We start from the raw sequence: 25,910 nt of genomic DNA, 5'->3' as shown, positions 1-25,910 counted from the left end.
TCGGGATTCGGGATTGGGGGATTGGTTAGAGCAGCGCGACATGCGCTGGGAGCTTGCCACCGCCTGCGGCACACGATTGGCAAAGCTTCGATCTGGCGCTTGGTGAAAGCGGGTAGCGCAGGGACATCACGACTGGCCGTTGCCAATCCCGAATGCCCAATCCCCAATCACCGCCTCTCGAACACCGCAATGCTTTCCACATGCGCGGTGTGCGGGAACATGTCCATTGCCCCTGCCGATACCAGGGTAAAACCCTGCTCGTTGACCAGATAGCCGGCATCGCGTGCCAGCGAGCCCGGGTGGCAGCTGACATAGACGATGCGCTGGAAGCGCTTCAACGGCAGCTGCTGCAGGACTTCCAGCGCGCCGGAGCGCGGCGGGTCCAGCAGCAGCTTGTCGAAGCCCTGCTTCATCCATGGCGCACTGCGCTGGTCCTGGGTCAGGTCGGCTGCATGGAACTGCGCATTGTCCAGGCCGTTGCGCTGGGCGTTCTCCCTGGCGCGCGCCACCAGCCCGGCATCGCCCTCCACGCCCACCACCTCGCGCACCGTGCGTGCCAACGGCAGGGTGAAGTTGCCCAGACCGCAGAACAGGTCGAGCACGCGATCCTCGAGGCCGGCGTCGAGCAGTGCCAGCGCATGGGCGATCATCTTCTGGTTGAGCGAGGCATTGACCTGGATGAAGTCCAGCGGCCGGAACGCCAGTTCGACATCCCACTGCGGCAGGCGGAACGCCAGCGGCACCTCGCGCGGCCACAGCGGATGCACGCTGTCCACGCCACCGGGCTGCAGGAAGATCGCAAAGCCGTGCGCTTGCGCGAACTCCACCCAGGCCTGCCGATCGCGCTCGCTGAGCGGCTGCATGTGCCGAATGGTCAGCGCCACCGCCTCGTCGCCGGCAATGAACTCGATCTGCGGGATATCGCGCTTGCCGTCCATGCCTTCGATCAGCGCCGCCAGCAGCGGGATCTTCTCGCCGATCTGCGGGATCACCGTGTAGCAGACCGACAGGTCGGCGACGAAGCGCGGATCCAGTTCGCGAAAACCGACCAGTGTCTTGTCTTTCTTCTCTACCCGCCGCACCGAGAAGCGTCCCTTGCGGCGGTAGCCCCAACTGTCGCCGACCAGCGCCGGCAGGACCGTCTGCGGGGCCACGTGCCCGATACGCTCCAGGTTGTCCATCAGCACACGCTGCTTGGCGACGATCTGCTGCGATTCCTCCAGGTGCTGCAGCACGCAGCCGGCACAGACGCCGAAGTGCGGGCAGCGCGGCGCCACCCGCTGCGGCGAAGCCTCCAGCACTTCCACGGTCCTGGCTTCGTCGAAATGGCGGCTGCGCGCGGTGGGCTCGGCACGCACCAGCTCACCCGGCAAGGCGCCGCTGATGAAGGTGACCTTGCCGCCCTCGCCGTCGCGACGGGCCACGCCGCGGCCGTCGTGGCTGAGGTCGGTGATGGCGGTCTGGAAAGGAGTACGGTCGAGGCGATTGCGGGTTCTGGCCACGTGGCGACAGGCTGCGGGCAAAAAGGGTGCGTATTGTCGCAGATGCGATCGGTGCAGGCCTCCCCGGGAGACGCGCCGATTGTCGCGCCTCGCAAACCCAGGCAAACTTCGCGGGCGCGCGGCGACTCAGGACGCGGCATCGCTGGCAAGGAGGCAGCATGAACATGGCAACCCGTCAGGAACCCCATCCACGCCTGCTGTTGGTGGAAGACGACCCGATCAGTCGAGGCTTCCTGCAGGCTGCGCTCGAAAGCCTTCCGGCCGTGGTGGATTGCGCCGACTCGCTGTCTTCGGCGCTGGACCGTGCCCGCGAACGCCGCCACGACCTATGGCTGATCGATGTGAACCTTCCCGACGGCACCGGCGGCGGCCTGCTGCGCGCGTTGCGCCTGCTGCATCCGGACGTGCCCGCGCTGGCGCATACCGCCGACGGTAACGCGGCCATGCAACATGCCCTGCAGTCCGACGGGTTCCTGGAAATGCTGGTCAAGCCGCTGGGCACCGAGCGCCTGCTGCAGGCGGTGCGCCGCGGGCTGGCACGCGGCCGTTACAGCGTCGCACCGGTCGGCGTATTGGATATCGCCGCCAGCGACTGGGACGAGGCGGCCGCGCTGAGCGCCCTCAATGGGCAGCAGCACCACCTCAAGGCCCTGCGCGAGCTGTTCCTGGCCGAGCTTCCCGGCACCCGCGATGCGGTGGAGTCGGCCTTGAAGATCAGCGACGACCAGGCCTTGCGCGACCAGCTGCACCGGCTGCAGGCCAGCTGCGGTTTCGTCGGTGCCGCACGGCTGGCCGGCGCAGTGCGCCTGCTGCGCGGCGATCCGCAGTCGCGCACCGCACAGACCCAGTTCCATGCAGCGGTGGCCGCGTTACTGCATTGAAGAGGGAGTCGTTGTCGCTTCGCCACGTGCCGATGGCCAGCGAAGGGCCTGTGCACTTCGGGTCACTCATAGGTAGCGCAACACCCTCGCAGCGGCGCTGCCGATCAGCGGTGCCGCGCCAAATCTTCGAGCATTTCCCAGGATTTCAGCGCGCGTCCATTCAAATGATGCAGCAGCACGCGACGCATGCTGCGACGCAGGCCGGGCAGATCCTCGGTGCTGGGCATGCGGTCCTCGCCCAAGGCGAGCAAGGCCGCGCCGGTGACGGTCTCGCGCCGGTCCTGCGCCATGCGTTCGCTCAATACCCGCATGGCGCCATCCTGCGGATCGAGCCGGTAGCGCGCCGCCGGATCGATCGGTTGCCCATCGCCATCGTGTTGCAGATCGAAACCGAATCCCAGCCCATCCAGGACATCGCGTTCGAAGCGGCGCAGCCCCCAGGCCAGCGGCAGCTCGGAGGCCAGATGCGCGCGCGCCTGCGCATAGCACGCATACAGCTCCGGGACGGCATCGTTGCGTGGCGCCAGGCGCAGCAGCAGCTCGCAGATGTAAAAGCCGGCCAGCATGCGTTCGCCGAACAGGCGCGGCGCAGTGTCCAACGCCTCGGCCTGGCGGAGTTGCGCGAGTTCGCCGCGTTGCACCGCGCTGAACTGGATCAACTGCAGCGGCTGCAGCGCCGCTCGCAAGGCCTGCTTGCGCGGACCTTGCACTCCGCGCGCCAGCACCCCGACCCGCCCATGCTGTTCGGTCAATACCTCCACCAGCAGACTGGTCTCGCGCCAGGCCCGCACGTGCAGGACGAAACCGCGCGCATGTTCGATCAACATGGGGGAAATGGCCGGGACCGGGGACCCGGGGCCCGGGACCCGGGAAAAGCGCAGGATCGGCCGTCGACCTGCAACGCGGCGCGGCGATCGGGGGCCGCGCCAATGCCGTCAGCGCAGCATGCGAATCTGAAAAATGCGAAAAAACGTCTTCCCGGCAGTATGCCGACCAACTGCCTGACCCAGCTTTTCCCGAGTCCCCGGTCCCGGGTCCCGGGTCCCGGCCCTCCCGGCTTCATTCGTAGCCGAACGCCTTCAGCGCCGCCTCGTCGTCCGACCAGCCCTCGCGTACGCGCACCCAGGTTTCCAGGAACACCTTGGCACCGAACAGCCGCTCCATCTGCAGGCGCGCCTTGCCGCCGATCTCCTTCAGACGGGTGCCGCCCTTGCCGATCACGATCGCCTTCTGGCCTTCGCGCTCGACCCAGATCACCGCACCGATGCGCAGCAGCGCACCGTCCTCGGCAAACCGTTCGATTTCCACCGTGGTCGCATACGGCAGTTCTTCGCCGAGCTGGCGCATCAGCTGCTCGCGCACCAGTTCGCCGGCCAGAAAGCGCTGGCTGCGGTCGGTGATCTCGTCCTCGCCGAACATGGGTTCGGCCTCGGGCATCAGCTTGAGCAGATCGCTCACCAACGCCTCCAGGCCCTTGCGCTTGAGCGCCGAGACCGGATGCACCGCAGCGAACGTGCGTCCCTCGCTGATCTGCGCCAGGAACGGCAACAACGCAGACTTGTCCTTGAGCCGGTCGACCTTGTTGACCACCAGCACCACCGGCACGTCGGCATCGCTGAGCACGCGGAAGGCCAGCGTGTCTTCCTCGTCCCAACGCCCGGCCTCGATCACCAGCACCGCCGCATCCACGCCTTCGAGCGAGCCACGCGCCGCACGGTTCATCACCCGGTTCATCGCGCGCTTCTGCTCGCGATGCAGTCCGGGTGTGTCGACCAGCATCAGCTGCCCTTCCGGAAAGGTGGCAATGCCCAGCAACCGGTGGCGCGTGGTCTGCGGCCGGTTGGAGACGATGCTGACCTTGGCGCCCACCAGGGCGTTGGTCAGGGTGGATTTGCCGACATTCGGCCGGCCGATCACGGCAACGCTGCCGCTACGGTGGGGGGTGGTTTCGCTCACGTGTTGACATCCAGTTGTGCGATGACGGTGGCCGCGGCCTGCTGCTCGGCAAGACGGCGCGACGTGCCCTGGCCTTCGGCGCGGGCAAGAGGCTGTTCCAGCATGCAGGCGACATGGAACTGCTTGGCATGTTCGTCGCCGCTTTCGCTGATCAGCGCATAGGTCGGCAGGGGCAGCTGACGCGCCTGCAGCCATTCCTGCAGCCGGGTCTTGGGATCTTTCTCGGCCTTGCCGACCGGCAACGCCGCCAGCGAGGACTCGAACCACGGCAGCACCACTGCACGACAGCGCTCGAAGCCACAGTCGAGATAGATGGCCGCCACGATCGCCTCCACCGCATCGGCCAGGATCGAATCGCGGCGGTGTCCGCCGGATTTGAGTTCGCCCGGACCCAGCGTCAGCCGTTCGCCCAGATTGAGCGTGCGGCCGATCACCGCCAGCGCACCCTCGCGCACCAGTTCGGCGCGCGCGCGGGTGAGCGCGCCCTCGTCGGCCTTGGGCCAGCGCTGGTACAGCGCCTCGGCGATCAACAGGTTGACGATGCCGTCGCCGAGAAACTCCAACCGCTCGTTATGCGGCGTCCCGGCGCTGCGATGGCGCAGCGCCTGGGCGAGCAGACCCGGATCGGCGAACGCATGCCCGATCGGATCGCCACGCTGGAAGGTTCTATTCGACACCACGTCCGATCATGTCCTGCGACGTATCGAACTTGCCGACCACGTCGAGATTGCCGACCAGTTCGCGGCGCACCTCGTAGTTGACCTTCATCCGCCAGCCGCCATCGATGCGCTCGAACTTCACGTCCTCTTTCTTGACGTTTTCCGAGTAGTTGATGTACAGCCGGCGAAAGAACAGATCCTGCAACTTGGACGGATCCATGTTGGCGCTGCCGGGCTCGTTGGCCAGGCCCTTCATCGCCGTGCGGACGGAGTAGTACTCCTGGTACATCGGAAACAGCTTCATCCCGATGTACAGGCCGAACCCCACCACCGCCAGCACCACCACGAACGACGTCAACGTCATACCGCTTTGCTTGCGCTTCATTGTGCTTCCCCCGGCACGCCGTGCGTGCAGTTACTGGATTCCGGTCCCGATCCGCGACGGATCGAAACTCCCCTTGCAGAACCACCCTTCGCAATTGAGCCAGATCAGGAACGCCTTGCCGCGCAGGTTGGCTTCCGGCAGGAAATGCGTCTGGGTCCAGAACCGGCTGTCCTCGCTGTTGTCGCGATTGTCCCCCATCACGAAATAGCTGTCTGCCGGCACCGTCCAGTCGCCCTGGCCGGCCGGCATGTTGCGGTCCACCCACTCCAGCACGGTGTGGGTGCGGCCCGGCAGGTCCTCGACCAGCAGCGTGGTGCCGGTCATTTCGGAACCCTTGCCCTTGCCGATGTACTCGCCCTTGACCGTATAGCGCATGGGCTTGTCGTTGATGTACAGCGTATCGCCGTGGAAGCCGATCTTGTCGCCCGGCAGGCCGACCACCCGCTTGATCCAGTTCTGGTCCGGCGCGTGCGGCGGCTTGAACACCACCACGTCGCCGCGCTTGGGCTCGCCGGTGGAAATGAACTTGGTATTGGTGATCGGCAGACGGAAGCCGTAGGCGAACTTGTTGACCAGGATGAAATCGCCGATCAGCAGATTGGGCATCATCGAGCTGGACGGAATCTTGTACGGCTCGGCCACGAAGCTGCGCAGGATCAGCACCACCGCCAGTACCGGGAAGAAGGCGCGCGAGTAGTCGATGATCGCCGGCTCGCTGTCCAGCAGGCCGGCGCGCGCGGCGCGGCGCTTGGCCAGGAACAGCTTGTCCAGCAGCCAGACGAAGCCGGTACCCAGGGTCAGCACAACCAGGACGATTTCAAACCATTTCATTGATGTTCCTTCGGAACGGGATTCGGGATTGGAGATTGGGGATTCGCAATAGCAGGAAGGCGGACGAGCCGTTACCAATCCCGAATGACGAATCCCGAATCCCTGCTACTTATCCATCTGCAGGACCGCCAGGAAGGCTTCCTGCGGAATCTCCACGCGGCCGACCTGCTTCATGCGCTTCTTGCCTTCCTTCTGCTTCTCCAGCAGCTTCTTCTTGCGCGAGACGTCGCCACCATAGCACTTGGCCAGCACGTTCTTGCGCATCGCCTTGACCGTGGAACGCGAGATGATCTGCGATCCGATCGCGGCCTGGATCGCCACATCGAACATCTGCCGCGGGATCAGATCCTTCATCTTTTCGCACAGTTCGCGGCCGCGCCGGTCGGCATGACTGCGGTGCACGATCAGCGACAAGGCATCGACCTTGTCGCCGTTGATCAGCACGTCCACGCGCACGAACGGGCCCGCGTCGAAACGCACGAAGTGGTAATCCAGCGAGGCATAGCCACGGCTGACCGACTTGAGCTTGTCGAAGAAATCCAGCACCACCTCGGCCATCGGCAGCTCGTAGCTGATCTGCACCTGGCTACCCAGGTAGTTGATGCCGATCTGGGTGCCGCGCTTTTCCTCGCACAGCTTGATGATGTTGCCGATGTACTCCTCGGGAGTGAGCACGTTGGCACGGATGATCGGCTCGCGAATCTCATCCACCAGGTTCAACTGCGGCAGCTTGGCCGGGTTGTCCATGTTGATGACCGAGCCATCGGTCTTGAGCACTTCGTACACCACGGTCGGTGCGGTGCTGATCAGGTCCAGGTTGTACTCGCGCTCCAGGCGCTCCTGCACGATCTCCATGTGCAGCATGCCCAGGAAGCCGCAGCGGAAGCCGAAGCCCATCGCCTCGGAACTTTCCGGCTCGAAGCGCAGCGCCGCATCGTTCAACCGCAGCTTGTCCAGGGCTTCGCGCAGGTCCGGGTAATCCTCGGCATCGACCGGGAACAGGCCGGCGAACACGCGCGGCTGCATCTCCTGGAAGCCGGGCAGCGCATGCGGTGCGGGATCGGCGGCCAGGGTCAGCGTGTCGCCGACCGGCGCACCGTGCACGTCCTTGATCGAGGCGTTGATCCAGCCCACTTCGCCGGCGCCCAGTGCAGCCAGTTCCTTGCGCTTGGGGGTGAACACGCCGACCTTGTCGACCAGGTGGGTGCGCCCGGTGGACATCACCAGGATCTTGCTGCCCGGCTTGATCTCGCCCTGCATCACCCGCACCAGCGAGACCACGCCCAGGTAGTTGTCGAACCAGGAATCGATGATCAGCGCCTGCAGCTTGTCGGTATCGCGCGGGGTCGGTGGCGGGATGCGATGCACGATCGCCTCCAGCACCAGATCGATGTTCAGACCGGTCTTGGCGCTGACCGCGACCGCGTCTTCGGCATCGATGCCGATCACCGCTTCGATCTCGGCCTTGGCGCGGTCGACATCGGCGGTGGGCAGGTCGATCTTGTTGAGTACCGGCACCACTTCCAGGCCCTGCTCCACTGCGGTGTAGCAGTTGGCCACCGACTGCGCTTCCACGCCCTGCGCGGCATCGACCACCAGCAACGCGCCTTCGCAGGCGGCCAGCGAGCGGCTGACTTCGTAGGAGAAGTCCACATGCCCGGGGGTGTCGATGAAGTTCAGGTGGTAGGTCTGCCCGTCCTTGGCCGTGTACGGCAGGGACACCGACTGCGCCTTGATGGTGATGCCGCGTTCGCGCTCGATCGGGTTGGAGTCCAGCACCTGGGCCTCCATCTCGCGTGCCTGCAGGCCGCCACACAGCTGGATGATCCGGTCGGCCAGGGTGGATTTACCGTGGTCGACATGGGCGATGATGGAAAAATTGCGGATGTTCCGCATTGAATCAGAGGACATTGAGGTGGGCGCCGGCGCAGCCGTCGTCAGGGTAACGCGGCATTATCGCATGCTTTGGTGCAGGGATTAGGGAGTCGGAATTGGGGATTCGAAACGGCAGAGCAAAGACAGGCACCCGCGAGCGGGAGCCTGCCCTTGCCAATCCCGAATCACCAATGACGAATCCCGGCCTCCCTCACCCGCCGGCCTTCAGGGCCACATAACTGGTGGCCTTGCCGTCGGTGACCAGCAGCATGACCACGTCGCCCTTCTTGTAACTGGACAGCGCGCGGTTGAGTTCGGCGACACTGCCGACCTTGGTCCGGCCGACCCGGGCGATGACCAGGCCCGGCGACAGCGGCGGCTGGGTGCTGCGCGCCGCCGCGCCGGTCACCGCCGCGATGCGCACGCCCTCGCCTGCCTCCAGGCCCAGGCGGCCGCGCTCGGCGGCGGTCAGGTCGGCAACCTGCAGGCCGAGCAAGGCCACGCTGGCCGGGGCCTCCGGCTTGTCGTCGGCGGCAGCACTGCGCGGCGCGGCGCTGTCGCTGCCGTCCTGCAACGGCGCCAGGGTCACGCTGATCTGGCGCGGCTTGCCGTCACGCAGCACCTCCAGGGCGACCTTGGTACCCGGCGCCATCAGCCCGATCATCGGCGGCAGATCGCTGGCGACATCGATCGGCTTGCCGTTGACCGAGCGGATCACATCGCCCACCTCGATGCCGGCCTTGGCCGCCGGGCTACCGGCCGGGATATCGTTGACCAGCGCACCGCGGGTGTCCGGCAGGCCCAGGCCTTGCGCCTTGAGCGAATCGATCGGGCCGACCGCCACGCCCAGCATGCCGCGGCTGACCCGGCCGGTGGCCTTGATCTGCTCGGCCGCACTGAAGGCCAGGTCGATCGGGATCGCAAAACTGATCCCCATGTAGCCACCGGAGGCGGAGAAGATCTGCGAATTGATGCCGACCACCTCGCCACGGGTGTTGAGCAGCGGGCCGCCCGAGTTGCCCTGATTGATCGCCACGTCGGTCTGGATGAAGGGCACGTAGCGCTGATCGGCATACGGGTTGCTGCGGCCGGTGGCGCTGACGATGCCGGCGGTCACCGAGTGATCCAGGCCGAACGGCGAGCCGATCGCCACCACCCATTGGCCCGGCTTGAGCGTATTGGAATCGCCCAGGCGCACGGTGGGCAGGCCCTTGGCCTCGATCTTCAGCAGCGCCACGTCGAACTGTTCGTCGCTGCCCACCACCTTGGCCTTGAACTCGCGGCGATCGGTCAGCTTGACGGTGACCTCGCTGGCGCCATCGACCACGTGATGATTGGTCAGCACATAGCCATCGGCAGAAATGATGAAGCCCGAGCCCATCGACTTGCCGGCGATGCCGCCATCGTCATCGCCGCCGCCCGGCCCCTGACGCGGGCCGCCGGGCATCTGGAAATCCGGGCCAAAGAAGCGCCTGAAGAACTCCGGCATCTGCTCGTCGTCGGGCATCGCACCGCCGCCACGGCCACCCGGGCCACTGCGCTGCTGCCGCGCCATCGCGTCCTTGCGGGTGATGGTGGTTTCGATATTGACCACGCCCGGGCCCACCTGCTCGACGAGGTTGGTGAAATCCGGCAAGCCCGCCACCAGCTGCGGCGCCGGGGTGGTGCTGCGGTTGGCGGCGATCGGCGCGCTGGCCTTGGACGCGGGCGCCGGCGCGGTTTGCTGGGCGCAAGCGGCCAGCGGCAGGGTCATGGCGAGCAGGCCGAACATCTGGGTACGGATGCGGTGATTCATCGAGTTGCCTCCGATGGCAGGGCGACAGGAACCGGAACCCGTGCAACCGCGCGGGTCCGACAAGGTAACGGGAGGGAGGGCGCCGAGTGGATGAAGATCGGCCGCCGGATCAGCGTTGCGGGCCCTGCGCCGGCGATGGCTGGCTCGGTGCTGGAGCCCGGACCGCCTGCGGCGCTGGTTCGAACGGATAGAACGCCGGGCCCTGACGACTCTGGCTGAAGCTGGCATTGAGCGGGCTGTCGGCAGCGCCGGACAGCGCCGCGCGTGGCCAGGGTCGCGCCTGCAGGGTGGTATCCGGGTGCGTGAACGGGTTGGACGACGCCACCGGGCTGGCCGCCGGCGCCGTCGCGGCGGCGGACGCCACCATCACGGCCGGCGCCTGCTGCTGTCGCGCTGCCGCACTGCGTGCCGCCTGCTGATTACGGGTCGCGGCGCCGCGGCGCGTGGACGCCAGCGCAGCGGCCGGCACCGCGGCGACCAGCGCACCGCCGTCGCCGGGATTGGCGGGAGCGGGCGCTGCAGGCGCCTTCGGCGCGATGGACGGCTGGGCTGCTGCAGGCATCTGTGCAGCGGTGGCGTACACCGGCACCTCGGTCACCGATGGAGCCGGGTCGGGCAGGCGTTCGCGCGCCATGAACATCGCAATCGCCGCGACCGAGGCAGCGATCGCCGCGCCGCCGCCCCAGCGCCAGCGTACGGCCGCGCGCGGCGCCGGCTGTGGCTGCGGTGCAGGCTCGTCGGCAATCGCGCTGCGTACACGCGCCGCGAAATCCAGCGGCGCCGGCGCACTGGCGGCGCCGCGCAGCACGTCGCCGCATAGCTGCCAGCGCTCCTGGCAGCCGGCCAGTTCCTCGTCGTGGGCCAGCCTGCGCAGCAGGAAGCGCGATTCGTCGGCACTCAATTCGCCGTCGACCAACGCAGACAGCTGCTGGCGATAGTGAAGCTCGAACTTGTCAGTGGTGGACATGTCGGCGTTATGGCTCATACACGGTGTCGCTCACGGGTAGCGCTTTCGGTCTCCAGCAGAGGCCGCAGCTCGTTGTCGATGGCCTCGCGCGCCCGGAAGATGCGCGAACGCACCGTTCCGATCGGGCAATCCATCTTTCGCGCGATGTCCTCGTAGCTCAGGCCGTCCACCTCGCGCAGGGTGATGGCCGCCCGAAGTTCTTCCGGCAGGGCTTGGACCGCACGCATCACCGTTTGTTCCAGCTCCTGTCGCATCAATTCGCGCTCCGGGGTGTCGGTATCGCGCAACCGCGTCGCCCCATCGAACTGCTCGGCATCGCCGATCTCGATATCGTCGGTGGGCGGCCGGCGGTTGTGCGCGACCAGATGGTTCTTGGCAGTGTTGACGGCAATGCGGTGCAGCCATGTATAGAACTGGGCGTCGCCGCGGAAACTGTTGATCGCGCGATACGCGCGCACAAAGGTGTCCTGGGCCACGTCCTGGCATTCGCTCCAGTCGGCGATGTAGCGCCCGATCAGGGCGACGATGCGATGCTGGTACTTGCGCACCAGCACATCGAACGCCGCGCTCTCGCCGCGCTGCACGCGCCGGACCAGTTCCAGATCCAGCTCCTGAGGTGTATCGACTTCGGCCATGCTGGGCCGCACTCCTGTCAGCCCACCGAAGTCGGGCAATGAGACCGCCGTTGAAGAGGAAAGTTCATACCGATCCGTACGATCGTCACGCATCAGGGTAGCGATGCCGATGCGCCGCTGGCGACGCCTCGCCGAAGCGCGCGCCGCCCCTGTCGACAGGTATGGGTATTTGACGTGAAGGAAACAACCTCTGGATGATAACGACCTTTCCTTACTATCGCCGGACGGCCAGACGCATGCTTCCAGGTTTCGACGGGCTCCGATTCAGCCACTGGCAGGCCGACCTGCGCGAGGACGGCGTGCTCGTGCTCAGCCTCGATCGCCAGGGTGCCGCAGTCAACGCATTTTCGCAGGACGTGCTGCTCGAGCTGGGCGCGCTGGTCGAGCGCCTGGCGCTGGATCCGCCCAAGGGCGTGGTGCTGCGCTCGGGCAAGGCCAATGGCTTCATCGCCGGCGCGGACCTGAAAGAATTCCAGGAATTCGACCGCAGGGGTACCGTCAACGACGCCATCCACCGCGGCCAGCAGGTGTTCCAGAAGCTGGCAGAACTGCCCTGCCCCACGGTCGCCGCCATCCATGGCTTCTGCATGGGCGGCGGTACCGAGATCGCGCTGGCGTGCCGCTACCGGGTGGCCTCCGACGACGGCAGCACCCGCATCGGCCTGCCAGAGACCAAGCTCGGCATCTTTCCCGGCTGGGGTGGCAGCGCCCGCTTGCCGCGCCTGATCGGCGCACCGGCGGCGATGGACCTGATGCTGACCGGCCGCAGCGTGTCGGCCAAGGCCGCACGTGCGATGGGCCTGGTGGACAGGGTCGCCGCCCCCGCCGTGCTGGTGGACGTGGCCGCCGCGCTGGCGCTGGCCGGGACCGCGCGCCCGCTCAAGCAACGCGCCACCGCCTGGGCCACCAACACCCTGCTCGCGCGCAAGCTGCTGGCACCGCAGATGCGCAAGCAGGTCGCACGCAAGGCGCGCAAGGAGCATTACCCAGCGCCGTATGCCCTGATCAACGTGTGGGAACGCGCGGGAGGCAGCGGCATCCACGCGCGCCTGGCCGCCGAACGCAAGGCGGTGGTCAAGCTCGCCAGCACCCCGGCCGCGCGCAACCTGATCCGCATCTTCTTCCTCACCGAGCGGCTGAAGGCGCTGGGCGGCAAGGACGCCGGCGGCGGCGCGGCGGCGCCGATCCGTCATGTGCATGTGATCGGTGCCGGCGTGATGGGCGGCGATATCGCGGCATGGGCCGCTTACAAGGGCTTCGAGGTCACCTTGCAGGATCGCGAGCAGCGCTTCATCGACACCGCACTGACGCGTGGCGGCGAGCTGTTCGCCAAGCGAGTCAAGGACGAGGCCAAGCGCCCGGCGGTGGCCGCTCGCCTGCGCGGTGACCTGGCCGGTGCAGGCGTGGCGCAGGCGGATCTGGTGATCGAGGCGATCATCGAGAACCCGCAGGCCAAGCGCGAGCTGTACCAGTCGATCGAGCCGCAGCTCAAGCCGGACGCCGTACTGACCACCAATACCTCGTCGATCCCGCTGACCGAGCTGCGCGGCCATCTGCTGCGCCCGGCGCAGTTCGCCGGCCTGCACTATTTCAACCCGGTGGCGATGATGCCGTTGGTGGAAATCGTGCAGCACGACGGGCTGGATCCGGCCAACGTGGCGCGCCTGGCGGCCTTCTGCAAGGCGCTGGACAAGTTTCCGGTGCCGGTGGCGGGCACGCCGGGCTTCCTGGTCAACCGCGTGCTGTTTCCGTACCTGCTGGAAGCGGCCACCGCCTACGCCGAAGGCATTCCCGGCCCGGTGCTGGACAAGACCGCGGTCAAGTTCGGCATGCCGATGGGGCCGATCGAACTGATCGACACCGTGGGCCTGGACGTGTCCGCAGGTGTCGGCGCGGAGCTGGCGCCGTTCCTGCACCTGCCGATTCCGGCGGCGCTGGCGACGGTGGAAGCGGGCAAACGTGGCAAGAAGGATGGCCAGGGGCTGTACAAGTGGGAGAACGGGCGTGCGGTCAAGCCCGAGGTTCCCAGCGGCTACGCCGTGCCGGCCGATCTGGAGGACCGCCTGATCCTGCCGCTGCTCAACGAAGCGGTCGCCTGCCTGCACGACGGCGTGGTGGCCGATGCCGATCTGCTCGATGCCGGCGTCATCTTCGGTACCGGCTTTGCGCCGTTCCGCGGCGGCCCGATCCAGTACATCCGCAGTGCCGGCGCCGATGCGCTGCTGGCGCGCCTGCAGGCGCTGCACGCGCGCTACGGCGAGCGCTTCGCGCCGCGCCCGGGCTGGGACTCGGCGGTGTTGCGCGAGCCGGTGGCGTGAATCCGGACCCGATCCAATCTTGTGAATGATCGAATGCAGCAAGGCCGCCGACTGGCGGCCTTGCTGCTTCTGAGCAGCCCGTTCAGAGCGGCCAACAGCACGGAGCGCGTCGTCGCTGGGCGAGTGTGGACGGTGCGGAGGAAGCGCAATGTGCGAGCGATGTGTACCGATTCCGGGCACCGGCCGCGCCCGTCTGGCGGTGAGCGCAGTCGTTCTGTCAGCCGCTCTCGGCGGCGCTTGGCACGGGGCGTTGCCGCAGCCGCGGTGGCGTGGATGGATCGACACCCGCCGGGCGGTCGGTGCCGACACCGGAAACGCATCGGTGCATCAATGCCGGTGACGATGCCCGGTGTGCCCATGATCGTGGTGGGCGTGATGCGCGGCCGCCTGCACGGACGCCGGGCTCCCGCAAGGATGCTTACCGCAGTCGCCGCTTTCCACCTGCAGGGTCACGTGGTCGATGTCGAAGCGTTCGTGCAGCAGCGCGGCGAGCGCATCGCGCAGCTGGTCGCGGTCGACGGACTCGCCCACCACCACGTGCGCGGTGAGAGCAGGCGTACTGGACGCCAGTGCCCAGACATGCAGGTCGTGCACGTCGTCGACCCCCGGGTAGCCGGCCAGTGCCTGCCGTACCTGCGCCAGATCGATGCCCTTGGGGACGCCCTCGAGCAGCACATTGATCGCCTCGCGCAGCAGCACCCAGGTACGCGGCAGCACCCATAGGCCGATCAGCACCGCAAGCACCGGGTCGATCCAGTGCCAGCCGGTCCAGCGGATCAGCAGGGCGCCGATGATCACCGCCACCGAGCCGAGCATGTCGCTCCACACTTCCAGGTAGGCGCCCTTGACGTTGAGGCTTTCGCCGCTGCCGGCATGCAACAGCTTCATCGCGATCAGGTTGATCACCAGGCCCAGCCCGGCGATCAGCAGCATGCCGTTGGAGGAGATGTCCTGCGGTGCGCGGAAGCGTTGCGCGGCCTCCCACAGAATGTAAGCGCCGACCGCGAACAGCAATGCGCCATTGGCCAGCGCCCCCAGCGCTTCCAGCCGCACATAGCCGTAGGTGCGGCGCGCGTCCGCGGGGCGCCGGCTCAGCCGCACCGCGAGCAGCGCGATCATCAACCCGAGCGTATCCGTCGCCATGTGCGCCGCGTCGGACAGCAGCGCCAGGCTGTTGCTGACGAACGCACCGATCACTTCGGCCACCAGGAACGTCGCCGTCAGGCCTAGCGCCCACCATAGCGGTGTTTCGTGGCGAATCTCGCTGGGGGCGTGATTGTGGTCGTGTCCCATGCTGTGCGGCCTCGTGCAATGCGCGCACCTTAAGCACGCGCGTCTGCGGAGACTATTACACGCAAGCGTAATGAGATCACATCACCCGGCACGTCGAGTGCGCGCCAAACCCTGCGCAGCGGCCACCGTTCGCATACCACGACCACGTGCATGCTTCGACGCGCCGGGTGTACCGCATCCGCGTGCAGCAGGCGGGGCACCGGCAGATTCAAGGCTGCCGCCGCCAGGTCGGCGGTACCCGCACCGATGTTGCAGCGTCGGCCGCAGCGCCTGTCTGCAGACAGACGCGCTTTGTGCCCTGCCCTACACCTTGGCCACGAGCTTGACCACGCTGGAAAAATCCAGCGCACCGTTGCCGGCCTGACTGTTCATCGCATACAGGTTGCGCGCCAGCTCACCCAGCGGAATCGAGACTCCGGCCTGCACTGCCGATTCGGCCACCAAGCCCAGATCCTTGAGCATCAGATCGTTGCCGAAGCCGCCGCTGTAGCCGCGCGAGGCCGGCGCATTGGGCAGTACGCCCGGCCACGGATTGCACACCTCGGTGGCCCAGCTACGGCCGGTGCTGACCGCCATCATCTGCGACAGCACCGCCGGATCCAGACCCTGCGCCACGCCCAGCGCCAATGCTTCGCCGGTGGCGGCCATGATCACGCCCAGCGCCATGTTGTTGCACAGCTTGGCCACCTGGCCGGCACCGTTGGCGCCGACGTGGAAGATGTTTTTGCCCATCGCCTGCAGCACCGGGCGTGCACGCTCCAGCGCGTCGGCCGCGCCACCGACGATGAAGGTCAGCGTACCGGCGGCGGCGCCCGCAGTGCCGCCGGAGACCGGTGCATCCAGCATCGCCAGCCCACGCGCACCTGCGGCCTCGGCCACCCTGCGCGCCGACACTGGCGCGATGGTGCTGCAATCGATGACCAGCGCGCCGGCGGGAATCTGCGCCAGGATGCCGCCATCGCGCAGGTACAGGCCTTCCACATGGCGGCTGGCCGGCAGCATCGAGATGACGATCTCGGCATCGGCCAGGGTGTCGTGCGCCGAGCTGGCGGCATGCGCGCCAGCGGCCGCGGCGGCGTCCAGCGCGGCGGGCACCAGATCGAAGACCCGCAACTGGTGTCCGGCCTTGCCCAGGTTCGCGGCCATCGGGCCACCCATGTTGCCCAGGCCGATAAAGGCGATCTTGCTCATCGTGTCGATCTCCAGGTTGGAGCATTCATCGGAAGAAAAGTGGATCCCGTCGCGGCAAGCAGTGACTACCTGGACACACGCGCGCATCCCGGATCGTGCCGACCCGAGCGGTGCCGTATGTCGCCATGCCTAGCGCGCGCCCAGCTCGGCCAGCGGATGCCGATCCGCAGGCCAGGGAGCCTCGAAGAACCCTGCTGCCCACGCCGCGTCGGCCTCCGCCAGCGATGCCGGCTGCCAGTGCGGCTGACGGTCCTTGTCGATCAGCAAGGCGCGGATGCCTTCGGCGAAATCGCCGTGCGCGGCAGCGTGCAGCGCCACCACGTATTCGGTACGGAACGTCTCGGCCAGCGAGGTCGTGCCGGGATGACGTTGCAGTTCCCAGGCCAGACGTGCCGAGCCTGGCGCACCCGCGGCCAGGGTGGTGCGCGCGGCCTGCAACCAGGCATCTCCGCTTTGCAAGGCATCGATGGCGGCGACGACCTGTTCCACGGTGTCGCCAGCGACCAGTTGCGCGATCAATGCCGCATGCAGCTGCAGCGGACCCGGTTCCAACGGCTGTGCGATCCCCTGCAGGAACATGCTCAGCTGTGCGCGGTCTTCTTGCGCATCGCCGCTCCATGCATGCGCGCTCAATGCGTCCAGCACGGCCGGATACTGCGCGTGTTCCAGCTGTACATCGGCCAGCCCGGCATGGATGGCATCGCTGGCGTTGAGTGGCGCGCCGGTCAATGCCAGGAACAGCCCGGCGCCGTGCGGCACGCGACGCAGCAGCCAGCTGCCGCCCACGTCCGGGAACAGGCCGACCGTGATCTCGGGCATGGCCAGACGCGAGCGCTCGGTGACCACACGATGGCTGGCGCCGGACATCAGGCCGATGCCGCCGCCCATCACGATGCCGTGGCCCCAGCACAGCACCGGTTTGGGGTAGGTATGGATGCGGTAATCCAGCCGATACTCTTCTTCGAAGAATGCGGCGGCGTGCGCATTGTCCTGCGGTCTGGCGCGGCGCTGCGCGGCGTCGGGCACCGCGTCGCGATGCGCACGCATGCTTTGGTAAAGCCCATGCAGATCGCCACCGGCGCACAAGGCCTTGTCGCCGGCGCCGCGCAATACCACGCAGGCCACCTGCGCATCGTCGGCCCATGCCCGCAGCTGTGCGTCCAGCAGCCGCGTCATTTCCAGCGACAATCCGTTGAGGGTTCTGGGTGCATTCAAGGTGGCGATGCCGATGCGGTGCCCATCGGCGCAGTCGCGCTGCTCGAACAGCACCGGCGCAGCATCGTCGGCTGCAGTGGCCGCCCCAACCATCAGCGGCTGCTCCACTGCGGTGCGCGCTTGCCCAGGAAGGCGGCCACGCCTTCGGCCTGGTCGGCCTGCTCGAACAGGTCCACGAACGCCTCGCGCTCGGCAACCAGGGCCGCGGCATGCGTGCCGCTGCGGGTGGCCTGCACCAGGCGCTTGCACGCGGCCACACTGATCGGACTCTGCTTGCCGGCACGGTGCGCCCAGGCGATCGCCAGCGCGCGCGCTTCGCCCTGGCCTACCACCTCTTCCACCAATCCGATGCGCTGCGCGGTGGCGGCGTCGATCCGCTCGCCAAGCAGGATCATGCGCTTGGCCCAGCCCTCGCCGACCAGCCGCGGCAGGTTCTGGGTGCCGCCGGCACAGGGCAGCAGTCCGACGCTGGCTTCCGGCAAGGCCAGCTGCGCGTGCTGCTCGGCAATACGCAGATCGCAGGCCAGCGCGCATTCCAGGCCGCCGCCCATCGCGTAGCCGTTGATCGCGGCGATCGACACCCCGCGAAAGGCGCTCAAGGCCTCGAATGCCTCGCCGAAGCGACGCGCGGCCTCGCGTGCATTGGCCTTGTCGCCATCGGCGAACTGTTTGAGGTCGGCGCCGGCACTGAAGAACTTCTCGCCTTCGCCGGTGATCACCAGCGCGTAGACGCTGCGGTCGGCATCCAGTGCGCGCACCAGCTCGCGCAAGGCGGCCAGGCTGTGCACGGTCCAGGTATTGGCCGGCGGATTGCTCAGGGTGACGATGGCCACATGACCATCGCGCTCGACCTGCAGGCCGGTGTGGACGCGTCCTTCCCAATCGCTCATCGCAGTTGCTCCTCACTATTGAGCAGATGGCGCGCCACGATCATGCGCATCACCTCGTTGGTGCCTTCCAGGATGCGATGCACGCGGCTGTCGCGCAGCAATCGCTCGATCGGATACTCGCGGATATAGCCGTAGCCGCCGTGGATCTGCAACGCCTCGTCGCAGATCGCGAAGCCGGCGTCGGTGGCGAAACGCTTGGCCATCGCGCACCACACGGTGGCATCGTGGCTGCCGGCATCGAGCTTGCGCGCGGCGGTGTGCACCATCTGCCGCGCTGCGACCAGCTGCGTGGCCATGTCGGCCAGCTTGAACTGCAGCGCCTGGAAATCGGCCAGCTTCCTGCCGAACTGGCGGCGCTCGCCCATGTAGCGGCGCGCGGCATCCAGCGCGCCCTGCGCCGCGCCCAGCGAGCAGGCGGCGATATTGATACGGCCGCCGTCCAGTGCCTTCATCGCCAGTTTAAAGCCTTCGCCCTCCTTGCCGAGCAGGTTGCCGGCCGGGATGCGCACATCGGCGAAGGTCACGCCGCGCGTGGGCTGGCTGTTCCAGCCCATCTTCTCTTCCTTGCGGCCATAGCTGATGCCCGGCGCATCGGCCGGCACCACGAATGCACTGATGCCGCGTGCGCCATCCTCGCCGGTACGCGCCATCACCACCAGCACATCGGTGGCGCCCGCACCGGAAATGAAGGCCTTGCTGCCATTGAGCACATAGCTGTCGCCGTCGCGCTGCGCGCGCGTCTTCAGCGACGCTGCGTCCGAGCCGCTGCCCGGTTCGGTCAGGCAGTACGAGCCCAACCTGGCGCCGCTGGTCATCGCCTCGCCCCACTGCGCGCGTACCGCCTCGCTGCCGTAGCTGGCAATCAGCCAGGTGGCCATGTTGTGGATGCTGATGAAGGCCGAGGTGGACGGATCGACCGTAGCGAGTTCTTCGAACACCACTGCCGCATCGAGCCGGCGCATGCCCAGGCCGCCGACGCCTTCGTCGGTGTACATGCCACAGAACCCCAGCTCGGCGGCCTTGGCGATGGCCTCGCGCGGGAAGTGGCCTTCCGCGTCCCATTGCGCCGCATGCGGAGCCAGTTCCTTGTCGGCGAAGTCGCGCGCCGCGGCACGAAACGCTTCCTGCTCGTCGTTCAGATCGGCTGCGTTGGGATGTAACTGGATGGCTGCATTCATGGCGATCGGGTCACTTGAGGGAGATGGTGGTGTTGACGCCATGACTCAGCGTCTGATCGTCGAACCAGCGTGCGGTCACGGTCTTGGTCTGGGTGTAGAACATCACCACCTGCTTGCCGTAGGGACCGAGGTCGCCGAGCTTGGACGCGCGCGAGCCGGTGAACGAGAACAGCGGCACCGGCACCGGAATCGGCACATTGATGCCGACCTGGCCCACATCGATGTCTTCCTGGAAGCGCCGCGCGGCCGCACCGGATTGGGTGAACAGCGCGGTGCCGTTGCCATTGGGATTGGCGTTGACCAGCGCGATCGCCTCATCCAGCGTGGCAACGTCGAGTATCACCAGGACCGGCCCGAAGATTTCCTCGTCGTAGATGCGCATGCCGGGTTTGACCCCGGAAAAGATCGTCGGGCCGACGAAATTGCCCTGCTCGAAACCAGGCACCTGTGGGCCGCGCCCGTCCAGCTCCAGGGTGGCGCCCTGCTCCACACCCGAGGCGATCAGCCCTTCCACGCGTTCGCGCGCGGCGCAGGAAATCAACGGGCCGACCTCGGTGCCTGGCGCATTGCCCGCACCGATCTTCAGACTCCTGGCCTTGGCCACCAGCTCCGGAATCCATTCGCGCGCTTCACCGACCAGTACCAGCGTGGAGGCGGCCATGCAACGCTGGCCGGCCGCACCGAAGGCCGCACCGACCATCGCATTGAGGGTCTGTTCGCGGTTCGCGTCCGGCAGCACCACCGCGTGGTTCTTGGCGCCCATCATGCATTGCACCCGCTTGCCGGCCAGCGACGCGCGCCGGTACACATGCGTGCCCACCTTGGTGGAGCCGACAAACGACAGGGCCTTGACGTCCGGGTGATCGCACAGCGCATTGACCACCTCTTCGCCGCCGTGCACGACGTTGAGTACGCCCTTGGGAATTCCGGCTTGCTGCGCCAGTTCCACCAGCCGCATGGTCACCATCGGGTCCTGCTCGGAGGGCTTGAGCACGAAGGTGTTGCCAGTCGCAATCGCCATCGGGAACATCCACAGCGGAATCATCGCCGGGAAGTTGAACGGGGTGATGCCGGCGCACACGCCCAAGGGCTGCAAAAGACTGTAGGTATCCACGCCGGTGGCGACGTTGTTGGCCAGCTCGCCCAGTTGCAGGTTGCCGATCGCCGCAGCGTGTTCCACCACCTCCAGCCCGCGGAACACATCGCCTTCCGCGTCGGCCAGGGTCTTGCCCTGCTCGGCGCTGAGCAGCGCGGCCAGTTCGGGCAGGTGTTCGCGGATCAATTGCTGATACTTGAGGAAGATGCGCGCACGGGTGCCGATCGGGGTCTTGCGCCAGCTGACGAAGGCACGGCTGGCCGCGGCCACCGCCGCATCGACTTCGGCGCCGGTGGCGAAGGGCACCTGCGCCAGCACCGACTGGTCGGCCGGGTTGACCACGTCCTGCCAGCGGTCGCTGGCCGAGACCATCAGTTCGCCATCGATCAACAGGCAGACGCGGGGAATGGATTCGCTCATCACAGGGTTCGCTCACAGGGGACATCGGACCATCGCGGCCCACCGCTTCGCATTGTTCGCACCCAAAACCGGCTTTCCCAGCCCTGGATTGCTTAATCGCGCTAAGCTTCCAGCAGAATTTTGCGAATTTTGCGAATGCCACACTCGCTTCCCTCCCTGCGTCACCAGCTCGGCCTGCGCCTACAGCGGCTGCGCCAGCGCCACGGCCTGACTCAGGCCGAGCTGGCGCGCCGGCTCGGCCTGTCGCCGAGCTATCTCAACCAGATCGAGCGCAACCAGCGTCCGCTGACCCTGGCCATCCAGCAGCGGCTCAAGTCCACGCTGGGCGATCTGGACGGGCTACTGGATCCGGACCATCCGGCCGCGCTGGTCGAGCCGCTGGACCAATCGCTGCGCAGCCTGGGCCATACGCTGTCGCCAGCCGAGCTGCGTGCGCTCACCGGCAACCTGCCGCAGGTGGCCCAGGCCCTGCTGGACCTGCATCGCGCGCATCAGCACGTGCTCGAACGCAATGCCGCGCTGCAACTGCAGATCGGCGTGGAGCATGCGGCGATGCCGTCGCTGTCGCCCGGCGAGCAGGTGCGCGACTACTTCAACCGCGCACACAACTACCTGCCCGAACTCGACGAGCGCGCCGAAGCGCTGCACGCCGAACTCGGTGCGACCAGCGACAGCCTGCCGCTGCGGTTGCGCCAACGCCTGGCCGACCGGCACGGCCTGCTGGTGCAGGAGGCCAGCGAACTGCAAGGCGACAAACGCAGCGTGGATGCGCAGGCGCGCGTGCTGTGGCTGCCCGCGCATCTGCGCCCCGGGCAGCAGGCCTTCCAGATGGCGGCGCAACTGGCCCTGCTGGAGTGCGCACCGCTGCTGGACGCGCGCATCGCCGACGCCGGTTTCGCCGATGCCGAGCGCATCGCCTTGTCGCGGATCGGGCTGTCGAACTATTTCGCCGGCGCGCTGGTGATGCCCTACGGCGAGTTCCTGCACAGTGCGCAGGCTTCGCGCTACGACATCGAGTGGCTGGCAGACCGCTTCGGCGTGGGGTTCGAGGCGGTCTGCCATCGCTTGAGCACCCTGCAGCGCCGCGGTGCGGCCGGGCTGCCGATCTTCTTCATGCGGGTGGACCGCGCCGGCAATGTGTCCAAACGGCATTCGGCCACCGACTTCCATTTCTCTCACGTGGGCGGCGCCTGCCCGCTGTGGATCGTGTACGAGGCCTTCAACCAGCCCGACCGCATCCTGACCCAGATCGCGCGCATGCCCGATGGACGCCGCTATTTCTGGCTGGCGCGCCAGGTCAGCAGCGGCCCTCCCGGCTATGGCCGCCCGCGCAAGACCTTCGCACTGGCGATGGGCTGCGATCTGCGGCATGCCGAGCAACTGGTGTATGCACGCGGCTGGGATCTGGCGGCGGTGGACGATGCGGTGCCGATCGGGCCGGGCTGCCTGACCTGCGAACGCGACGATTGCGTGCAGCGCGCGTTTCCGGCGCTGACGCGCCTGGGGCCGAACCCGCGCTGACGCGCCCGCTCCGGCGGCTGCTCCAGCGGCCGCCGGCCGCATACGGCCACCGCCGGACTGCTGCCCCCATGGCACCGAACACGTCCGAGTCACCCGGATCGCTTCACCCGCTGCGTCCGGACACGGAGCAGGAGCGGCGTCGGCCCGCTATCCCAGACCGGATCGCCGACACTCCGCGATGGAGCGCACAGCACCGCCGTGATCAAGCAGACGCTAGCGCTGCACTGCAGCATTCCAAGCCGGGATAGCTCCCGCAAAATGCTTCATTGGAATGGAATGACTCACGCTTCTACCCTGAAGCGGACACGTGCAGGACAGGGGAGGCGTCACGCGATCCAACCGATTGCAAAAACGCCGCACAAACGAATACGCAACGCGAGTAACGCAGTACCACACCAACCACCATGCCTCGCGACAGCGCCAGCCCCACGCCGGCGCCGCGGGACGGCCACCGCCACACCACACTTCGGTCACATCATCCTGGGAGGGATCATCCGATGCCTGTTCACCATACCGGTCGCCCGGACAGCCGGCGCCTGCGCCGCACGCCGGTCCGCGACATCCTCTGCACCACCATCGCCTGCGTGCTGGCCACCGCGTTCGCCGCCCAGGCGCAGCAGGCGCCGGCCCCTGCACCGCCGGCCGCCAGTACCGACACCGCCGCCAGCAGCGGCCAGGCGCCGGTCACCCTGGACAACATCACCGTGATCGGCCAGCGCGCCAGCCTGAATCAGGCGGTGCAGGCCAAACAGATGTCCGATCACGTCGTGGAAGTCATCTCCGCCGACAACATGGGGCAGATGCCGAACGTCACCGTGGCCGAAGCGCTGGTGCGCCTGCCCGGCGTCAACGGTACCCGCGACCGTGGCAACGAGAGTCTGGCCACCGTGCGCGGCCTCGGGCCGCGCATGACCATGGGCACCGTGAACGGCCGCGAGATCGCCTCCTCCGAGCCGAACCGGGCGGTACGCTGGGAAGTGTTCCCCACCGAGGTGGTGTCGACCGTCAAGGTCTACAAGACCCAATCGGCCGACCTGGTGGCGGGCGGCCTTGCCGCCACCGTGGACATCTCCACCATCAGCCCGCTGGACTACAACGGCCCCGGCTTCGTCGGCACCGCCGCCCCGGTGTTCTACGACCATGCCAAGGATGTTCCCGGCTACAGCCCCTGGGGAAGCCGCTTCGGCGCCAGCTGGGTGCACAAGATCAACGACAACCTCGCCGTTGCGCTGGGCGCCACCTACCAGAAGCAGAAGAATGCCGGCTCCTCGATCGGCAGCTGGGGCTATACCGATGCCAGCAGCGCGCGCGACATCAACGGCGACGGCACCCCGGATCCCACGCCATGGGGCGCCGCCGACCAGCTCAAGCTGATCGACCAGACCCGCACCGGCGCGATGGGCACCGTGCAATGGCGTTCGGGCAACCTGGATGTGAAGCTGGACGGCCTGTATTCGCGCATCGCGATCGAAGAAGACCAGCTGCAGAACTGGTTCAACGGCCTGGCCTACAGCGTGTTCTCCAGCGGCGCCAATCCGTACACCGCGCCGGGTTCGTCCTACACCATCGTCGGCGGCGACGTGGTGGCCGCCACCCTGGCCAACTCGAACCTGCAGGTCGACCATGTGGTCAGCCATTACAACGAGGTCAAGACGCTCGCTGCCGGCGGCCTGAATGCCAAGTGGAGCGGCGATGTGTGGACGCTGGCCGGCGACCTGTCGTTCTCGCAGGCCAAGCGCGACAACGAGTGGCAGGCGGTGCGCTTCGGCAGCAATCCGGACACGATCTCCTTCGACTTCCGCCGCACCATCAAGCCCACCATCAGCACCAGCTCGGACACGCCCGAGTACGGCATCAACGGCCAGACCAACCCGCAGGGATTGCGCGACAAGATCGCCGCGCTGGCGCTCAACGCCAGCCGCTCGGTCGATGCGGGCCCCTTCACCTCGCTGGAGTTCGGCGCGCGCGCGGCCCACCGGGAAAAGCAGAATCGCGCCTTCGTCAGCAATCAGTCCAATTTCGACCAACCCATCTCGGCGTACCAGGACCTGATCTATCCGGTCACGATGCCGGGCCTGCGCGTGCCCACGCTCACCGGCGGCAACATGCGCGAGATCGCCCGGATCGGCTTCGGCGGCTTCGACCCGAACGCGATCACCGAGCAGATGCTCGACCATTGGGCCGTCAAGGAAGACGTGCGCGAAGCCTTCGCCAAGGCGGTGTTCAGCTCGCAGCTGTTCGGTACCGATGTCACCGGCAATATCGGCGTGCGTCTGGTCAACACCAGGACCGACAGCGACGGCTTCGACTCGGTGGGCAGCACCATCCGGCCCAGCAGCGACAGCAAGGAGTACACCGATGTACTGCCCAGCGCCACGCTCAACTTCCTGATCGACGAACAACGCATCCTGCGCTTTGCGGTAGCCAAGGTCATCGCACGCCCGCCGCTGGACGAACTGCGTACCGGCCGCCGCCTGGACGACCCCAACGTCACCGTCGGCCAGCTCACCGGCAGCGGCGGCAATCCGCAACTGGACCCGTTCAAGGCCACCCAGCTCGACGTTTCCTACGAGTGGTACTTCCACAAGGAAGCGCTGGCGGCATTGGCGGTATACCGCAAGGAAGTGGATTCGAGCATCGGTTACCGCACCGATCGCGAAGTGATCAACGGCCTGGATTACCTGGTCAGCGCGCCATTCAATGGCGGCGGCGGCCACATCAACGGCGTGGAGCTCACCTTCCAGACCCCGTTCTTCTTCATTCCGCACCTGGAGAATTTCGGCGTCTACTCGAACTTCTCGCTGGTGGATTCCAACCTCAAGGAATTCTCGCCGCAGGACAACCCGCTGCCGCTGAGCGGGCTGGCGCGCAGGACCGGCACCTTCGACCTGTGGTACAGCAACGGTACCTTCGAAGCGCGCGTGGGCTACAAGTACCACAGCCCCTACACCGTGGTGTACGGCTGGAATGCCGCGCGTCTGGCCAGGCTGCAGAGCGAAGGCACGGTGGATCTGAGCTTGAACTGGCAGTACAGCAAGCAGCTCGGCTTCCGTTTCCAGGCCAGCAACCTCACCGACGAACCGCTGCGCGCCTACACCGACAACCGGCCCGACCGCCTGGCCAACCAGGACGACGGCGGCTACCAGTTGTTCGGCCGCCGCTATCAGCTGGAGGCGACCTACCGGTTCTGATCCACCGTTCACCGCCTGGCGCGTTCGGCGCCGGGCGGGCACGGCCCACGCGCGGCCGCCTTCCCGCGCGGCCGGTTCACGGCGGGCGCCACCCGGGGAGGGTGCGCGGCC

The 25,910-nt window shown here is 67.2% G+C and carries 20 protein-coding genes; 4 read left to right on the top strand and 16 right to left on the bottom strand.

Annotation, left to right across the window (positions count from 1 at the left end):
- Nucleotides 1–167: 167 nt before the first annotated feature.
- Nucleotides 168–1,502, bottom strand: a complete 1,335-nt coding sequence (gene rlmD, locus LL962_RS06655; RefSeq protein ID WP_228316373.1) for a 23S rRNA (uracil(1939)-C(5))-methyltransferase RlmD — start codon at nucleotides 1,500–1,502, stop codon at nucleotides 168–170.
- A 158-nt stretch (nucleotides 1,503–1,660) separates the two neighbouring features.
- Between rlmD and LL962_RS06650 the strand changes: the two genes are divergently transcribed.
- Entirely contained in the window at nucleotides 1,661–2,383 is a 723-nt protein-coding gene (locus tag LL962_RS06650; RefSeq protein ID WP_104584177.1) for an Hpt domain-containing response regulator, read from the top strand.
- A 104-nt stretch (nucleotides 2,384–2,487) separates the two neighbouring features.
- Here LL962_RS06650 and recO read toward each other — a convergent pair whose 3' ends face one another.
- The 9 genes from recO to rpoE all read right to left on the bottom strand — a co-directional run bounded on the left by recO (nucleotide 2,488) and on the right by rpoE (nucleotide 11,486).
- Nucleotides 2,488–3,210, bottom strand: a complete 723-nt coding sequence (gene recO, locus LL962_RS06645; protein ID WP_228316372.1) for a DNA repair protein RecO — start codon at nucleotides 3,208–3,210, stop codon at nucleotides 2,488–2,490.
- Nucleotides 3,211–3,442: 232 nt separating this feature from the next.
- Nucleotides 3,443–4,339, bottom strand: coding sequence for a GTPase Era (gene era / locus LL962_RS06640; protein ID WP_228316371.1), 897 nt, complete (start codon nucleotides 4,337–4,339; stop codon nucleotides 3,443–3,445).
- Nucleotides 4,336–5,016 (bottom strand): ribonuclease III, encoded by a 681-nt coding sequence (rnc, locus tag LL962_RS06635; protein WP_228316370.1) that lies wholly within the window; start codon nucleotides 5,014–5,016, stop codon nucleotides 4,336–4,338. Before rnc ends, era begins: the two co-directional genes overlap by 4 nt.
- Nucleotides 5,006–5,413 carry a DUF4845 domain-containing protein gene (locus LL962_RS06630; protein ID WP_228316463.1) on the bottom strand — a complete coding sequence of 136 codons (408 nt, stop codon included), beginning with the start codon at nucleotides 5,411–5,413 and terminating at the stop codon, nucleotides 5,006–5,008. The genes rnc and LL962_RS06630 overlap by 11 nt, the downstream gene beginning before the upstream one ends.
- On the bottom strand, nucleotides 5,414–6,214 hold the full coding sequence (gene lepB, locus LL962_RS06625; protein ID WP_104584185.1) for a signal peptidase I: 801 nt from the start codon (nucleotides 6,212–6,214) through the stop codon (nucleotides 5,414–5,416). It lies immediately after the preceding gene.
- Between the two features lie 105 nt (nucleotides 6,215–6,319).
- Entirely contained in the window at nucleotides 6,320–8,110 is a 1,791-nt protein-coding gene (gene lepA / locus LL962_RS06620; protein ID WP_167395157.1) for a translation elongation factor 4, read from the bottom strand.
- A gap of 190 nt (nucleotides 8,111–8,300) precedes the next feature.
- Nucleotides 8,301–9,884: a DegQ family serine endoprotease gene (locus LL962_RS06615; protein WP_104584189.1), complete on the bottom strand. Its 1,584-nt coding sequence runs from the start codon at nucleotides 9,882–9,884 to the stop codon at nucleotides 8,301–8,303.
- A gap of 109 nt (nucleotides 9,885–9,993) precedes the next feature.
- On the bottom strand, nucleotides 9,994–10,869 hold the full coding sequence (locus LL962_RS06610) for a sigma-E factor negative regulatory protein (protein WP_228316369.1): 876 nt from the start codon (nucleotides 10,867–10,869) through the stop codon (nucleotides 9,994–9,996).
- Complete coding sequence (rpoE, locus tag LL962_RS06605; RefSeq protein WP_104584193.1) at nucleotides 10,866–11,486, bottom strand: RNA polymerase sigma factor RpoE; 621 nt, start codon at nucleotides 11,484–11,486, stop codon at nucleotides 10,866–10,868. Before rpoE ends, LL962_RS06610 begins: the two co-directional genes overlap by 4 nt.
- A 236-nt stretch (nucleotides 11,487–11,722) precedes the next feature.
- On the opposite strand from rpoE, the gene LL962_RS06600 reads away from it, so the two are divergent.
- On the top strand, nucleotides 11,723–13,804 hold the full coding sequence (locus tag LL962_RS06600; RefSeq protein WP_228316368.1) for a 3-hydroxyacyl-CoA dehydrogenase NAD-binding domain-containing protein: 2,082 nt from the start codon (nucleotides 11,723–11,725) through the stop codon (nucleotides 13,802–13,804).
- A 327-nt stretch (nucleotides 13,805–14,131) separates the two neighbouring features.
- Here LL962_RS06600 and LL962_RS06595 read toward each other — a convergent pair whose 3' ends face one another.
- The 6 genes from LL962_RS06595 to LL962_RS06570 form a co-directional block, all read right to left on the bottom strand.
- On the bottom strand, nucleotides 14,132–15,097 hold the full coding sequence (locus tag LL962_RS06595; RefSeq protein ID WP_228316367.1) for a cation diffusion facilitator family transporter: 966 nt from the start codon (nucleotides 15,095–15,097) through the stop codon (nucleotides 14,132–14,134).
- A 303-nt stretch (nucleotides 15,098–15,400) separates the two neighbouring features.
- Nucleotides 15,401–16,303: a 3-hydroxyisobutyrate dehydrogenase gene (gene mmsB, locus LL962_RS06590; RefSeq protein WP_228316462.1), complete on the bottom strand. Its 903-nt coding sequence runs from the start codon at nucleotides 16,301–16,303 to the stop codon at nucleotides 15,401–15,403.
- Between the two features lie 114 nt (nucleotides 16,304–16,417).
- Nucleotides 16,418–17,611: an enoyl-CoA hydratase/isomerase family protein gene (locus LL962_RS06585; protein ID WP_228316366.1), complete on the bottom strand. Its 1,194-nt coding sequence runs from the start codon at nucleotides 17,609–17,611 to the stop codon at nucleotides 16,418–16,420.
- A complete protein-coding gene (locus LL962_RS06580; RefSeq protein WP_228316365.1) occupies nucleotides 17,596–18,393 on the bottom strand; it encodes an enoyl-CoA hydratase in 798 nt (265 codons plus the stop codon). Before LL962_RS06580 ends, LL962_RS06585 begins: the two co-directional genes overlap by 16 nt.
- Nucleotides 18,390–19,571 (bottom strand): acyl-CoA dehydrogenase family protein, encoded by a 1,182-nt coding sequence (locus tag LL962_RS06575; RefSeq protein ID WP_228316364.1) that lies wholly within the window; start codon nucleotides 19,569–19,571, stop codon nucleotides 18,390–18,392. Before LL962_RS06575 ends, LL962_RS06580 begins: the two co-directional genes overlap by 4 nt.
- 10 nt (nucleotides 19,572–19,581) lie before the next feature.
- Nucleotides 19,582–21,087, bottom strand: a complete 1,506-nt coding sequence (locus tag LL962_RS06570; RefSeq protein ID WP_228316363.1) for a CoA-acylating methylmalonate-semialdehyde dehydrogenase — start codon at nucleotides 21,085–21,087, stop codon at nucleotides 19,582–19,584.
- A 135-nt stretch (nucleotides 21,088–21,222) separates the two neighbouring features.
- Here LL962_RS06570 and LL962_RS06565 point away from each other — a divergent pair, with 135 nt between their 5' ends.
- Both LL962_RS06565 and LL962_RS06560 read left to right on the top strand, forming a co-directional pair.
- A complete protein-coding gene (locus tag LL962_RS06565) occupies nucleotides 21,223–22,608 on the top strand; it encodes a helix-turn-helix domain-containing protein (RefSeq protein WP_228316362.1) in 1,386 nt (461 codons plus the stop codon).
- Between the two features lie 497 nt (nucleotides 22,609–23,105).
- Nucleotides 23,106–25,799 carry a TonB-dependent receptor gene (locus LL962_RS06560; RefSeq protein ID WP_228316361.1) on the top strand — a complete coding sequence of 898 codons (2,694 nt, stop codon included), beginning with the start codon at nucleotides 23,106–23,108 and terminating at the stop codon, nucleotides 25,797–25,799.
- Nucleotides 25,800–25,910: the final 111 nt, after the last annotated feature.

The organism is Xanthomonas sp. NCPPB 1067, assembly GCF_020783795.1.
Classification (GTDB): Bacteria; Pseudomonadota; Gammaproteobacteria; order Xanthomonadales; family Xanthomonadaceae; genus Xanthomonas; species Xanthomonas melonis.
The sequence above is the reverse complement of the archived record's forward strand: the minus strand, read 5'-3'. Positions and strand labels throughout refer to the sequence as shown.

Coding starts and splice junctions, on each gene's coding strand:
- recO (WP_228316372.1), bottom strand. CDS start 3,210: ATGTTGATCGAACATGCGCGCGGTTTCGTCCTGCACGTGCGGGCCTGG.
- LL962_RS06615 (WP_104584189.1), bottom strand. CDS start 9,884: ATGAATCACCGCATCCGTACCCAGATGTTCGGCCTGCTCGCCATGACC.
- LL962_RS06575 (WP_228316364.1), bottom strand. CDS start 19,571: ATGAATGCAGCCATCCAGTTACATCCCAACGCAGCCGATCTGAACGAC.
- LL962_RS06650 (WP_104584177.1), top strand. CDS start 1,661: ATGAACATGGCAACCCGTCAGGAACCCCATCCACGCCTGCTGTTGGTG.
- LL962_RS06580 (WP_228316365.1), bottom strand. CDS start 18,393: ATGAGCGATTGGGAAGGACGCGTCCACACCGGCCTGCAGGTCGAGCGC.
- lepB (WP_104584185.1), bottom strand. CDS start 6,214: ATGAAATGGTTTGAAATCGTCCTGGTTGTGCTGACCCTGGGTACCGGC.
- LL962_RS06565 (WP_228316362.1), top strand. CDS start 21,223: ATGCCACACTCGCTTCCCTCCCTGCGTCACCAGCTCGGCCTGCGCCTA.
- LL962_RS06610 (WP_228316369.1), bottom strand. CDS start 10,869: ATGAGCCATAACGCCGACATGTCCACCACTGACAAGTTCGAGCTTCAC.
- rpoE (WP_104584193.1), bottom strand. CDS start 11,486: ATGGCCGAAGTCGATACACCTCAGGAGCTGGATCTGGAACTGGTCCGG.
- LL962_RS06595 (WP_228316367.1), bottom strand. CDS start 15,097: ATGGGACACGACCACAATCACGCCCCCAGCGAGATTCGCCACGAAACA.
- LL962_RS06560 (WP_228316361.1), top strand. CDS start 23,106: ATGCCTGTTCACCATACCGGTCGCCCGGACAGCCGGCGCCTGCGCCGC.
- lepA (WP_167395157.1), bottom strand. CDS start 8,110: ATGCGGAACATCCGCAATTTTTCCATCATCGCCCATGTCGACCACGGT.
- LL962_RS06570 (WP_228316363.1), bottom strand. CDS start 21,087: ATGAGCGAATCCATTCCCCGCGTCTGCCTGTTGATCGATGGCGAACTG.
- LL962_RS06600 (WP_228316368.1), top strand. CDS start 11,723: ATGCTTCCAGGTTTCGACGGGCTCCGATTCAGCCACTGGCAGGCCGAC.